Annotated in this window: 11 protein-coding genes; 5 read left to right on the forward strand and 6 right to left on the reverse strand. The window is 70.6% G+C overall.

Annotated elements, in window-relative coordinates:
- Positions 1 to 15: 15 nt before the first annotated feature.
- Both OV207_RS13120 and OV207_RS13125 read right to left on the reverse strand, forming a co-directional pair.
- Positions 16 to 1,860, reverse strand: coding sequence for a lamin tail domain-containing protein (locus tag OV207_RS13120; protein ID WP_267555469.1), 1,845 nt, complete (start codon positions 1,858 to 1,860; stop codon positions 16 to 18).
- A gap of 179 nt (positions 1,861 to 2,039) precedes the next feature.
- Positions 2,040 to 2,981, reverse strand: coding sequence for an alpha/beta fold hydrolase (locus OV207_RS13125; protein ID WP_267555470.1), 942 nt, complete (start codon positions 2,979 to 2,981; stop codon positions 2,040 to 2,042).
- A gap of 131 nt (positions 2,982 to 3,112) precedes the next feature.
- Here OV207_RS13125 and OV207_RS13130 point away from each other — a divergent pair, with 131 nt between their 5' ends.
- Positions 3,113 to 3,910, forward strand: a complete 798-nt coding sequence (locus OV207_RS13130; RefSeq protein WP_193348732.1) for a phytanoyl-CoA dioxygenase family protein — start codon at positions 3,113 to 3,115, stop codon at positions 3,908 to 3,910.
- A 20-nt stretch (positions 3,911 to 3,930) separates the two neighbouring features.
- Entirely contained in the window at positions 3,931 to 4,776 is an 846-nt protein-coding gene (locus tag OV207_RS13135; protein WP_193348731.1) for a WbqC family protein, read from the forward strand.
- On the opposite strand, the gene OV207_RS13140 is transcribed toward OV207_RS13135, so the two are convergent.
- Positions 4,719 to 6,641 carry an ATPase gene (locus OV207_RS13140; RefSeq protein WP_267555471.1) on the reverse strand — a complete coding sequence of 641 codons (1,923 nt, stop codon included), beginning with the start codon at positions 6,639 to 6,641 and terminating at the stop codon, positions 4,719 to 4,721. The genes OV207_RS13135 and OV207_RS13140 overlap by 58 nt on opposite strands.
- A 65-nt stretch (positions 6,642 to 6,706) precedes the next feature.
- Between OV207_RS13140 and OV207_RS13145 the strand changes: the two genes are divergently transcribed.
- The gene (locus tag OV207_RS13145; RefSeq protein WP_267555472.1) at positions 6,707 to 8,368 is read left to right on the forward strand and encodes an acyl-CoA dehydrogenase family protein; all 1,662 of its coding nucleotides are present in this window, start codon (positions 6,707 to 6,709) and stop codon (positions 8,366 to 8,368) included.
- 56 nt (positions 8,369 to 8,424) lie between these two features.
- Positions 8,425 to 9,174, forward strand: coding sequence for a phytanoyl-CoA dioxygenase family protein (locus OV207_RS13150; protein ID WP_267555474.1), 750 nt, complete (start codon positions 8,425 to 8,427; stop codon positions 9,172 to 9,174).
- Positions 9,175 to 9,192: 18 nt separating this feature from the next.
- On the opposite strand, the gene OV207_RS13155 is transcribed toward OV207_RS13150, so the two are convergent.
- Positions 9,193 to 9,474, reverse strand: a complete 282-nt coding sequence (locus OV207_RS13155) for a hypothetical protein (RefSeq protein WP_267555477.1) — start codon at positions 9,472 to 9,474, stop codon at positions 9,193 to 9,195.
- Between the two features lie 184 nt (positions 9,475 to 9,658).
- The gene (locus OV207_RS13160; RefSeq protein WP_267555479.1) at positions 9,659 to 10,411 is read right to left on the reverse strand and encodes a hypothetical protein; all 753 of its coding nucleotides are present in this window, start codon (positions 10,409 to 10,411) and stop codon (positions 9,659 to 9,661) included.
- A 215-nt stretch (positions 10,412 to 10,626) separates the two neighbouring features.
- Here OV207_RS13160 and OV207_RS13165 point away from each other — a divergent pair, with 215 nt between their 5' ends.
- Positions 10,627 to 11,157: a hypothetical protein gene (locus tag OV207_RS13165; RefSeq protein WP_267555482.1), complete on the forward strand. Its 531-nt coding sequence runs from the start codon at positions 10,627 to 10,629 to the stop codon at positions 11,155 to 11,157.
- Here the strand turns inward: OV207_RS13165 and OV207_RS13170 are convergent.
- Positions 11,151 to 13,121 (reverse strand): error-prone DNA polymerase (locus OV207_RS13170; protein WP_267555484.1); only part of this gene is annotated, 1,971 nt, incomplete at its 5' end. The genes OV207_RS13165 and OV207_RS13170 overlap by 7 nt on opposite strands.

The following is a 13,121-nucleotide window of genomic DNA, read 5'->3' on the forward strand; positions in this document are numbered from 1 at the left end:
GTCCTACTCAGTGCGTCACGGCTGTTCGGTGCCGCTCGCCTTGTTCTGCGGCCCGCGCGTGGTGCGGAGGATGAAGTCCGCGCTGTTCACGTTCGTGTCGTAGCTGTTGCCCTTCGCCGCGTCCGCGCCGCTCTCCATGGTGGCGGAGGAGGAGCCGGCGTTGGCCTTGCGCTCGTAGCTGCCGGCCTTGGCGGCCACGGTCTTGATGGCCTCGCCTTCCGGGCTGTCGGCCGATCCGTACCCCAGCGTGTCCACCGCGTTCGCGTCCGTGATCGCGGTGCCGAGCGAGGCCGGACCCACGCGCACATGTCCACCGCCAGCGCCCATGGAGAAGGCCGTGGCCCAGCTATGGTCAACGGTGACGGTCCCCAGATAGCCGGTACGGCCCAGCAGGTAGAAGCCGTGGGCGGCGATCCGCGCGGTCGTCGGCAGCGTGACCGTGCCGGAGTAGGCCGGCCCTGTCGCGCTCTTGTACTGGACCTTCCAGCCTCCGATATCCACTTCCGCGTTCGTCGGGTTGTAGAGCTCGATGAACTCGTCGTTGTCGCCGGTGGGGCCCGTGGCCGGTCCCGCTGCGGCGACCTCGCTGATGACGATGTGGTTCGTCGTGGGCTCGGCGGTGACCTTGGCCTGCGCGGAGACGGACTGGGCGCCGAGCGTGGCGACCACCGTGCCCGTCGCTCCGGCCGTGCCGCCGGTGAGGGCGAACTTCGCGGAGATCTCGTTGGCCGGCACCGTCACCGACGTAGGCACCGTGCCCACGCCACCCGTCGTGGAGAGCGTGATGATCGTGTCCGCCGCGGGCGGCACGTCGAGCGTCACGGTGAGGTTGACCGTCTTGCCCGGAGCCACGTCCACCGTCTCCGGCGACAGGAGCGCCAGCGAGGCCGCCTCCGTCTCACCGAGGACGCGCACCGTGGCCGCGCGAACCTCCGCGCCCAGCGTGGCCGTCAGCGTCGCCTTGGCCGCACCGGCCGCCGCGTCCGCCGTCACGATGACCGCCGCCGAACGAGCCCCCGCCGGCACCACCACCTGGCCGTTGTTGGCCACGGTGACCGAGGGGCTGGACGAGGTGACCTGCACCACCACGGCCGTGTCGGACGAGGTGCTCAGCGTCACTTCCAGGGACTCCGGAATCGTCTCACCCGTGGTGCCCGAGCGCGCGAAGGTCGCGGCCGGCTCCAGCGCGGTGAGCGTCACGGGGCCCGCGTCCGTCGTGCCGCCATCCGTCTCCGTGCCCGCATCCGGAGCAGGACCCGCGTCGATGCCGCCGTCCGTCTCGGTACCGGCGTCCGTGCCCGCGTCCGTCTCGGTGCCAGCATCCGTGCCGGCATCCGTCTCCGTGCCGGCGTCCGTCTCCGTGCCCGCGTCCGTCTCCGTGCCCGCGTCCGTCCCGGTGCCCGCGTCGACCGTGCCCGCGTCCGTCTCCGTGCCCGCGTCCACCGTCGTGCCGGCGTCCACCGTCGTGCCGGCGTCCGTCTCGGTGCCCGCGTCCGTCCCGGTGCCCGCGTCGACCGTGCCGGCGTCCGTCTCCGTGCCGGCGTCCGTCTCCGTGCCGGCGTCCGTCTCCGTGCCGGCGTCCGTCTCCGTGCCGGCGTCCGTCTCCGTGCCCGCGTCGGTGCCGGCATCGTCGCCGGGGATCACGCCGGCGTCAGTGCCTGCATCGACCGTCGGGGTCGTGATCTGGCAGCTGTTGTTGCAGCGATCGCCTTCGGTGCGATTGCCGTCGTCGCACGCTTCACCGCTCTCGACGATGCCGTTGCCACAGACGGGATCCTTCGGGTCATCACCACCGCACGCGGACAACAGCAACAGCACCGCTGACATAGGGGCCAGCAGGTGCCGGAAAGACAAGGACATGGAGACTCCGTGTTGAGTACAGAGCCTCTTCCAAACCACAAAATTACAGGCCGACGCAAATCCGGCCCGGCACTTTCCGCCCCTATTTTCTTGACGACACGGGCCTTCGCCTTCTCAAAACCTGACAACCCTGGAGAGGTGCCTTCCCGGGCGTCGCTCCCATCTGGAATGACGGGGGTTTAGCGGGGGGCTGGCGCCTCCAGGCCGTGGATCAGCAGGAAGCGCCGGACGGCCTCGGAGATCTCCGTCCCGGCCTCCAGCAGGCCCGCGTGGCCGGCGTCGTCCACCTGGAGCCAGTCGGCCTGGGGCAGCGCGCGGTGCAGCCGCTGGACCTCGCTCAGCGGCACGAGCACGTCATCGCGGGCGGCGATGATCAACACGGGCACGCGCACGGTGGGCACCACGTCCCAGGCGTGGCCCTCCGTGAGCCCGCGCAGGGTGTGCCAGTAGGCCTGGGGGCTCATGCGGTAGAGCGCGTCCAGGAACTCGGCGATGTCCTCGCGCGGCGCCCGGGCCCGCAGCGCGCCCACGGCCCGGGCGAGCGGATCCGCGAAGCGGCTGGCGATGACGGCCTTCACCGCGGGCGCCACCACCGGCACCCAGGGCGTCCCGGCGCGCAGGGCCTGGCGCGTGGCGGACAGCGCCAGCTTCGAGCCCCAGCGCGGATCCCCCGCGCCCGGCACCCCGGGCGTCCCGGCGATGAGCGTCATGGACGGCACCAGCTCCGGGCGGCGCCGGTACAGCTCCAGGAGGATGCGCACGCCCATGGAGAAGGCGATGTGGTGCGGCGGCCGGCCGTTGCCGCGCACCATCGTCTCCTCGGTGACGCGCTCCAGGTCGTCCACGTGCACCTTCACGCGGTAGTCGCCGTCGCGGGACTCGTCGCTGCGGCCGTGGCCCCGGTAGTCCCAGTGCACCACGCGGTGGTCCTGCTCCAGGTTTCCGACGATGTGGCGCCAGAAGTTCTCCGACGTCCCGATGCCGTTGGTCAGCAGCACCGGCGGCCGGCCCGCGAGCGTCCGCTCCCGCGCCGCTTCCGGCAGGTCCGCGCCGTGGTTGTGGACCGCCACCCGGGTGCCATCCGGGGCGGAGACGAAGTGCGTCGAGCAACGGTAGGGCATTCCCGCCCACCATGCGGCCGGGCTGGCGCGGGTGCAAGGGTTCCCCGCCCCTCCCCCGCCCCGAAGACGCCTCAGCCAGGGGAGCGCACGAGGCTGGACGCGCGCCCGCCGCCAGGAGATCGTGTCCGCGAATGGTCAGCGTGGAGGCCGAAGGGTTGGACGTGGCGGCCGTGCTCGCCCACTACGAGGCGCATGGCTTCGCACGGCTGGGCCGCGTCCTGGACGACGCGGGCGTGGAGTCCCTGCGCGAGCGGGCGGACGACCTGATGCTGGGCCGCGTGGTGTACCCGGGCCTGTTCTTCCAGCCGGATGCGCCCTCCGGCCGCTACGAGGACGCGCCGCTGGGGCTGGGCTGGCAGGGGCCGTCGCTGGACTACCGCAAGCTGGAGAAGCTGGAGAAGGATCCGCGCTTCCTCGCGTGGCTGGAGAACCCGCTGTTCGAACGGATCGCGCGCGCCCGCATCCCGGGCGACATCGTCCTGTACCGGGCCATCCTCTTCCACAAGGGGCAGGCGGGCGGCAGCAACCTGCCCTTCCATCAGGACGGCGGGAAGCTGTGGGGCCTCACGCGGGAGCCCGACCTGCAGATCTGGACCGCGCTCGACGACGCGCCGGAGGGCGGCGGCTGCCTGGAGGTCGTCCCGGGCAGCCACCGGGCGGGGCTCGTGACGGCGCTGGGGGGCGTGATTCCCCCGGACCGCGTGGCGGCCGAGGACGCCGAGGCGCGCGTGGTGCCCCTGCCCGTGCGGGCCGGAGAGGCGCTGCTCGTCCACAACCACGTCTGGCACCGCTCCGGCCGCGGTCGTCCCGGGCAGCGGCGGCGCGCGTTCTCCGCCTGCTACATGAGCGCGGACACCACCTGCGTACGCAAGAAGAAGGCCCCGCGCGTCTTTCCTCCGGTGTTCCGTCACCCGGTGCGCGGCGGCTGAAAGGCCCTATCATCCGGAGCGTGTCCGGACACCCGGGAGTCCTTGTCGCCGAGCAGCCCCACTACCTGCCGTGGGTGGACTTCTACGAGCAGGTGGCCCGCGCTGGCACGCTGGTGGTGCTGGACGACGTGCAGTGGCTGCGCCGGGGCTGGCAGCGCCGCACGCGCGTCGCCCTGCCCCTGGGCGTGCCCACGCCACCGCCCACCGAGCCGGGCTTCCAGTGGATGTCCATTCCGCTGGAGGATCCGCACCGCGACACGCGCATCCGCGACCTCGCCGTGGACGCGCGCCAGCCGTGGGCGCGCAAGCACCTGCAGACGCTGGTGACGCTCTACGGCGGGCGCCCCTTCTTCCGCGCGCAGGTGCTGCCGCGCCTGGAGCCCTTCTACGACGCGGCGGCGCGCGAGTCCGGGCCGGGGTCCCTGCTGCGCGTGCTGCTGTCCAGCATGGCGCTCTTCTACGAGCCGCTGGGGCTCGCGCCGAACCTCGTGTGCGCGTCCACGTTGGAGCGCCGGGGCGAGGACAAGACGCAGCGGCTGGTGGAGTACTGCCTGCAGACGGGGGCGCATACGTACTACTCGGGGACGGGCTCCACGCTGTACCTGAAGCCGGAGCGCTTCCGCGCGGTGGACGTGCGCCTCTTGTGGCAGCGCTTCCGTCACCCGGACTACGCGCAGGGGCGCGAGGGCCGCTTCGTGACGGGGCTGTCGGTGGTGGACGTGCTGGCCAACGTGCCGCTGGAGACGGTGCGCGCGTGGCTCCAGCCGTCGCCGTGGGGGCCGTTCGCGGGGGACGGCCCCCAGCCGCTTCAGCGAGCGGACGCGGAGGTGGGCCCGGACGGAGGCTTGTCGAAGCGCACGAAGTAGCTGCGCACGGCGGCGTCCAGCAGCGAGGGTTCCAGGCGCGGGGAGCTGCCCTGGTAGTTGGCCATGTCGATGACCTGATCCAACAGGTCGCGAGGCTGGCACGCGGCGAAGGGCCGGCGCGTCGGCTTGTAGTGCTCGTCGATGAGGTAGTCGATGGCGCGCGCGTCGTACGGCACGCCGCGCTTCTTGCACATCATCTGGAAGATCTCATGGAACTGCTGCTCGTCCGGGCGCTGCACCTCCAGCTTGTAGCGGACGCGGCGCAGGAAGGCGTCGTCCACGAGGTCGCTGGGATCCAGGTTGGTGGAGAAGGCGGCGAACACGTCGAAGGGCACCTGGAGCTTCTTGCCCGTGTGCAGCGTGAGGATGTCGATGTCGCTCTCCAGCGGGACGATCCACCGGTTGAGCAGGTCCTTGGGGGACACCTTCTGGCGGCCGAAGTCGTCGATGAGGAGCATGCCGTTGCTCGCCTTCATCTGGAACGGGGCCTCGTAGTACTTCACCTCCGGCGTGTAGACGAGGTCGAGCATCTCCAGCGTCAGCTCACCGCCCACCACCACCAGCGGCCGGCGGCAGCGCACCCAGCGGCGATCATACGCGGGCGCGCCGGGTTCGTCCTCCACCGCCTTGTGGATGTTGGCGTCGAACATCTTCACGACGAAGTCGTCGATGAGCAGCGCGTGCGGGATGAAGATGTCCCCGTCGTAGCAGTTCACCATGCCCTGGCAGATGGCCGTCTTGCCGTTGCCCGGGGGGCCGTAGAAGAAGATGGCGCGTCCGGAGTTCATCGCCGGGCCGATGCCGTCGAAGATGTAGTCGCGGATGATGAGGTCGCCGAACTTGTCCTGCATCCGCTGGCGGGTGATGCGGTTGCCGCGCACGGTCTGCTGCTTCACGGCGGCGACCCATTCGTTGAAGGGCACCGGCGCCGGGCCGTTGTAGCGGTTGCGGTCCAGGATCTGCCGCAGCACCTCCGTCACGAACGTGGTGAGCTGGTAGATCATCGTGGAGCGGCCCACGCCGGAGCCGCCACCGCCGCGGATGTCGATGTACTTCTGCCGGCGCAGACCTTCGATGATCTCATCCACCAGGGTGGTGGGCAGTTGCAGGCGGGCGGCCACGTCCATGCCGCGCATCTCGCCCGCGAAGAAGATGGCCTTGAGGACCAGCTCCTCCACGAACGTGGCGTTGAGTCCGCACTCCTGGAGGTTGCGCGGCTGCACGGGCCAGAAGCGGTTGGGGGTCGGGGCCTCGGAGGCTTCGCGACGGGAGCCGCGGCGGTCCGGGCCGGAGTACGCCTGGGGGGGCACCGTGCCGCGCCGGTCGGGGCCCGTGTAGGGCTGCTGCGAGCCGCCCCCGCGACGGTCCGCGGCAGACCCCCGCCGCTCCCCGTCTCCCTGCGGGGCAGCGCCGCGCCGGTCGCCCTCCGCCGGGGGCCCGCCACCGCGACGGTCGAAGTCGGGAGCCACGCCACCGCGGCGGTCCGGGTCCGCGGGAGGACCCGGGGGCGCGGTGCGCCGCTCGGTCTGCACGTCCACCAGGTCGTCGTGGAAGGGCGGCGGCGCGCCCGGGGGGGCCACGCCGGTCCCCGGCGCGGGCAGGCGGGGGCGCGGCATCGGGTCGAAGATGACGGACGGCAGCGGCGCGGGCGGCGGCGGGCGGGGCTTGGCGAACGCCTCCGCGGGCGGCGGCGGGGCTGCCGGAAGCGCGGTGGTGGGCACGCGCGGACGGGGCGGCGGCGCCAGGATGGGGCTCACCGGCGCGGCGGGCGTCTCCAGGGGGGTGACGCTGCGGTTCGGATCCTGCTCGGCGTCCGGGGAGGCTGGGCCCGCGCCAGGAGGGGGCCTGCGGAAGAAGTCGGTCATCACGGCTCCGGCAGAGGGGAGGTCACTCTACCCCACCGCCCGCAGCGGGGTGTTAACTTCGGGGCATGAGCTTCTTCCAGGCGCCCCCCGGACTTGGCAACCAGTACGACGACGACGCGTTCCTGCAGGGCTACCTCGCCCGGACCCTGCCGGAAGACCTTCGTCGTTCGATCACCGACGACCTCCGGGAGCTGGGAGAGCTGGGCGGCAAGCACTTCTACGAGTTCCAGCTCCGGGACCGGCTGAACGAGCCCGTGCTGACGCAGTGGGACGCGTGGGGGCAGCGCATCGACCACATCGAGGTGACGCCGCTGTGGAAGGAGGCGGAGGCGCTGACGGCGAAGAAGGGCCTGGTGGCGGTGGCCTACGAGCAGAAGAGTGGCGCGCTCAGCCGCGTGCACCAGTTCGCGCTGAACTACGTGGTGCAGCCGTCGTTGGATGTCTATTCGTGTCCGCTGGCGATGACGGACGGCGCGGCGCGCTCGCTGCTATCGCTGGGCAACCCGCAGCTCATCGACCACGCCCTGCCCCACCTGACGTCGCGCGACCCGGCGACGTTCTGGACGTCCGGCCAGTGGATGACGGAGCGCACGGGCGGCTCGGACGTGGGCCTGACGCTGACGGAGGCGCGCCAGTCCCCCGAGGGCTGGCGGCTGTACGGGACGAAGTGGTTCACGTCCGCGACGACGGCGCAGATGGCGCTGACGCTGGCGCGGCCGCAGGGCAACGGCCCCGGCGGCAAGGGCCTGGCGCTCTTCTTCGTGGAGACGCGGGACGCGGCCGGCAAGCTCAATCACCTCCAGATCAACCGGCTGAAGGACAAGCTGGGGACGCGCAAGGTGCCCACGGCGGAGCTGACGCTGGACGGGACGATCGCGACGCCGGTGGCGGGGCTGACGGACGGCATCCGCAACATGGCGATGATGCTCAACGTGACGCGCACCTGGAACGCGATGGGCGCGACGTGGAGCATGCGGCGCGCGCTGGCGCTGGCGCACGACTACGCGAAGCGCCGGGTGCAGTTCGGCGCGCCGCTGTCGGAGAAGCCGCTGCACGTGGACACGCTGGCCGGGCTGGAGGCGGAGTTCCAGGCGGGCTTCCTGCTGGCGTTCCGGGGCGTGGAGCTGCTGGGCAAGCTGGAGACGCGCACGGCGACGGAGCAGGAGCAGCTGTTGCAGCGGCTGGTGACGCCGCTGGCGAAGCTGACGACGGGCCGGCAGGTGGTGCACGTGACGTCGGAGGTGACGGAGTCCTTCGGAGGCGCGGGCTACGTGGAGGACACGGGCCTGCCGCGCATCCAGGCGGACGCGCAGGTGCTGTCCATCTGGGAGGGCACGACGAACGTGCTGTCGCTGGACGCGCTGCGGGCGCTGGCGAAGGAAGGCACGCTGGAGGCGTACTTCCACGAGGTGGAGGGGCGGCTGTCGAAGGTGGCGGACGTGGGCCTGCGCCCGTGCGTGAAGACGGCGCACGACGCGCTGGAGCACGCGCGGGCCTGGGTGTCCGGCGCGATGGCGAACCCGGCGACGATGGAGGCCGGGGCGCGGCGCTTCTCCCTGACGCTGGGGCGCACGCTGGAGCTGGCACTGCTGAGCGAGCACGCGCAGTGGTGCCTGGACCACGGGCACGGGCCGCGCACGCGCGCGGCGGCGCGGCGCTTCCGGCAGAACGGCGTGGACCTCATCCAGGATGAGATCGACCTGGATGATTCGCGGCTGCTGGGGTGAGCGGAGGACGCGGGACAGGTGCACTTGGAGGGCGCGCCCATTAAGAAGCGGGCGCCATGCCCTCCGTCCTGAGTCCCGAGCAGTGCCAGCGCTTCGCCGCCGATGGGTACCTCATCCTGCCGTCCTTCGTGGACGGCGGGACGTGCGCCCGGATGCGGGCCTCCATCCAGGAGCAGCTCGCCTCCGGAGAAGGCCCGGTGGAGTACGAGGCCGACGTGGCCTATCCGGGCTCCCCGGCCAGCCTGACCGTGGAAGGAGGCCGGACGGTGCGCCGGTTGCTGCGCGCCCACGAGCGTTCCCCCCTCTTCGCGGCGTGGTTCGACGACGCGCGGATGCGGGAGGCCCTGGGGCAGTTGCTGGAAGGCCCGGTGGTGCAGGCCCGGGCGCACCACAACTGCGTCATGACCAAGCAGCCTCGCTTCTCGTCGGACACGGGGTGGCACCAGGACGTGCGCTACTGGTCCTTCACCCGGCCGGAGTTGATCTCCACCTGGTTGGCATTGGGCGTGGAGACGCCGGAGAACGGCGGACTCAAGGTATTGCCCGGGACACACCGGATGGCCTTCGCGTCAGAGCGCTACGACGACCGTCTGTTCTTGCGGCCGGAGCTGCCGGAGAACGCGGCGCTCATCGCGGATGCGCAGTACGTGCGGCTGGCGCCAGGGGACGTGCTGCTCTTCCACGCGCGGCTGTTCCACGCGGCGAGCCGGAACCATACGGTGGACACGAAGTACTCGGTGGTGGCCACGTACCGGAAGACTGACAACCTGCCCATTCCCGGTTCACGGTCGGCGCAGCAGGACTGACAGCAGACATCGGGCGGATCAGGGCATGTATTGATACCGCTCGATGATCTTGCCCTCGGGAGAGACGGCATAGAGTTCGAACCAATCGAACTCAAAGTTGCCGCCGGGGCCAATCCCTTCGCAGTGGTCGACTCGACGATTCACGCGAACGATGTAGACGCCCTTCCCCTTCCCTACGACCACATCCAGAGCCCGGGCCGTGAAGATGCACTCCCCCCGGCGGGACTTCGGGAAGCGGCTCACGACATCCTGGAGGGCGGCGTAGGAGGCCAGAATGGCAGGGCCATCCAGGGTCGCCATGGGCTGCAGATGCTCTGGCCACTCAATGCCGCTGGAGTCAGGGCCGCTTTCAACAGGGCCCGTCCGTCTCCCCGAGGCTGCACACGCCACTGCGGCAGCGATCGCTGCCCATGCCCAAACGCGAAGCAGACCGCGTTGGGGTGGGCAGCGGAGCCGCGACATGCCGTTCAACTGGCCTGCCTCTTCAGCCCTGACCGCTCAGCGCGTCTTCCACGTACCGGACGCCCTTGGCCGTGATGGCCTTGCCCTTCTTGGTGTCCTGCGCGTAGCCGGCGTGCAGGCGCAGCGCCTTGGCGGCGTTCGGCGCGGCGTACGTCACGCCCAGGCCGCTCCAGAAGCGCGACGTGGTGCCCGACGTGACCTCCACGTCCAGCGACTTCGCCAGGTACAGCGGGATGAGCGAGCGCAGGAGCTGGTCCTTCTCCTTGCCGGCGGAGACCAGGTCCTTCTGGCGCGCGTGGCCTCGCAGGGCCGCTTCCAGCATCCCCACCGCGTCCTCGCTCGCGGGCTGCGCCGCGGACTTCCTCGCCGGAGCCTTCTTGGCGGCGGCCTTCTTCGCAGGGGCCTTCTTGGCGGCGGCCTTCTTCGCAGGGGCCTTCTTGGCGGCGGCCTTCTTCGCAGGGGCCTTCTTCGCCTTGGGCGCCCGCTTGCGCAGGGCCGAGGGCACCAGCTCCATCCGCCCCTCGAACGGAATCTCCACCACCGTCCCGTCCACCTGCCGCTCGGGCATGGCGTTCCGCATGGACGCCATCACCTCGTGCACGGAGGCACGCGGCGGCTCGGAGTGCATGGGACGGGAAACACGGGTCGGCTGCGGCTCACTCGCGGGCGGCTTCCCCTGCGCGTAGTACCGCACCCAATCGCTCGCCTCTTCCACTGCTTCCTTGAGGCCCACGCGATCGAGCAGCGACCCCAACCACTGAAGACTGTTGCGCACTTGGAGAACCCTCCCGTTCTGATCCACGCTACTACACTCCAGACGGACGCCACCTATATCGCCAGCAATACGGGTTCTTCCATGCCCTCGTGGGTATCCCCGGCGCTTCGCACCCGGCTCCGTCACGCATTCACGGGAACAGACGTGCAGATGTAGCGCCTTGATCCAGCGCTTCACTGACGCACCGACACCACCCCGAAGGACGGAGCCGAGTCTTGCGCCTGGCACCCACTTCCCACCGAGTCGCCGGCATCGGGCTTGCCCTGTTGCTGCTCCCTGCCTGCGCGACCATGCCAACAGCAACGACCGTGGAAGCAACGGCCGTCGCGCGGCCGCTCATGGAACTTCAATCTCCGCGATACGACGGCAACGGGCTCTCCGGGCGCGTCCTCGTCGGCTCCGAAGAAGGGACCCTCACACTGGATCGACGGTTCGTGGAGTCCAGTACGTTGGACATCGTCGCGGTCCTGGACTGCGCGACAGCACAGCCGCTGGAGTTCCTGGTCGCGGATCGATTCCCGCCGCCTTCCCGCGAAGAAGACCTCCTCCAATTGGCCCCCGGATACTGGTTTGGGGCAGAGGTCGACTTCCCACTGTTCGATGAACAGCTCAACGGCAAGCCGGGACCGGACTGCATTGATGTCACCCTCACCTTCCACCCGAAGCCTCCGACCCCGGCGGTCACCATCACGGCTCGCGTACTCCGTCCCCCGGACGTGCCCGATGCAGGGGCAGCGCTTCACTGACGCACCGACACCACGCTGCGCGTCTTCACGTTCGTCACCTTTCCCGAACGCTCCAGCATTCCCTCCCCCACCAGGAACAGCGCGCCGTGGATCTCCTTGCGGCACTGCGCATACACCTCTGACGGCACCACCAGGTTCGCGATCCCCGTCTCGTCCTCCAGTGAGATGAAGCAGATCCCCTTCGCCGTGGGAGGCATCTGCCGGCAGATCATCATCCCTCCCACCTTCACCCGCCGCCCCGCGGACACCTGCTTCAACCCCTCCGCCGTCACCGCCCCCATCCGCTTCAGCGTCGGCCGCAGCAGCTCCAGCGGGTGCTTCTCCAACGACAGCCCCACCGTGTCGTAATCCGCGCAGACCCGCTCGTAGACCCCCATGGGCGGCAACTCCACCGCCGTGCCGTCCATCGCCATCCCGAAGAACAGGTCGTCCGCGTCCAGCGGCCCCAGCGCTTGAATCTCCCACAGCGCCTGCCTGCGCGCGCCGCACAGCGACGTCAGCGCCCCGGCCAGCGCCAGCCGCGTCAGCTCGTGTCTGGGAATGCGCGCCCGGCGCGCCAGGTCCCCCACGCTCGCGTAGTCCCCGTTCCTGCTCGACACCACCGCCCGGCCCGCGGACTCGCCCAGCCCCCGCACCATCCGGAGCCCCAGCCGGAGCGCCCCGTCCTCCAACGTGCAGTCCCAACTGGAGCGGCGCACGTCCACCGGCCGCACCTCCACGCCATGCCGCTGCACGTCCGCCACCAGCGTGTGCGGCGCGTAGAACCCCATCGGCTGGGAGTTGAGCAGCGCCGCCGTGAACGCCGCCGGGTAGTGACACTTCAGCCAACTGGACGCATACGCGATCAACGCGAAGCTCGCGGAGTGGCTCTCCGGGAACCCGTAGTGCGCGAAGCCCCGGAAGTGGTTGAACCACTCCTCCGCCTGCGGACGCGTGTAGCCGCGCGCCTCGCAGCCCTCCACGAACCGGCCCCGGTACGGGAGGATCCGCTCGTCCGCGTGCTTGTGGCTCAGCGCCCTGCGCAGCCCGTCCGCCTCCCCCGCGCTGAACCCCGCCGCCACCATCGCCAGCCGCATCGCCTGCTCCTGGAAGAGCGGCACGCCCAGCGTCTTCTGGAGGATGCCCCGCACCGCCTCGCTCGGGTACGTCACCGGCTCCTGGCCATTCCGGCGGCGCAGGTACGGGTGCACCATGTTGCCCACGATGGGCCCCGGACGGATGAGGGCGATCTGCACCACCAGGTCGTAGAACTCCCGGGGCCGCAGCCGGGGCAGCATGTTCATCTGCGCGCGGCTCTCAATCTGGAACACCCCCACCGTGTCCGCTTCGCACAGCATGTCGTAGACCTTCGGATCCTCCGGCGGCACCGTCGCCAGGGACAGCTCACGGCCGTGGTGTTCGCGGATCAACGCGAAGCACCGGGACAGCGCCGTCAACATGCCCAGCGCCAGCAGGTCCACCTTCAACAGGCCCACCGCGTTGATGTCGTCCTTCTCCCACTGGATGACCGTGCGCCCCGGCATCGCCGCGTTCTCCACCGGCACCAGGTCCACCAGCGGCTCGCGCGTCATCACGAAGCCGCCCACGTGGATGGACAGGTGCCGGGGCACTCCCTCCAGCTCCTTCGCCACCGACAGCGTCCGGAGCACCCTCCCGTCCGTGGGCGAAAGGCCCGCCTCCCGCAGCACCTCCGGCGTCACCTGGAAGCCATGCGATGAGGCGACCCGCGACAGCCGGTCCACCTGATCCAACGACAGCCCCAGCGACTTGCCCGCCTCCCGGAGCGCCAGCCGGCCCCGGTAGCAGATGACCTCGCACACCATGCCCGCCTTGTGCCGGCCGTGCTTCTGGTAGACGTACTGGAGCACCTCCTCGCGGCGCTCGTGCTCGAAGTCCACGTCGATGTCCGGCGGCTCCCGGCGCTCCATGCTGAGGAAGCGCTCGAACAGCAGCCCCATCCGCAC

Source organism: Corallococcus sp. BB11-1 (assembly GCF_026626625.1).
Taxonomy (GTDB): Bacteria; Myxococcota; Myxococcia; order Myxococcales; family Myxococcaceae; genus Corallococcus; species Corallococcus soli.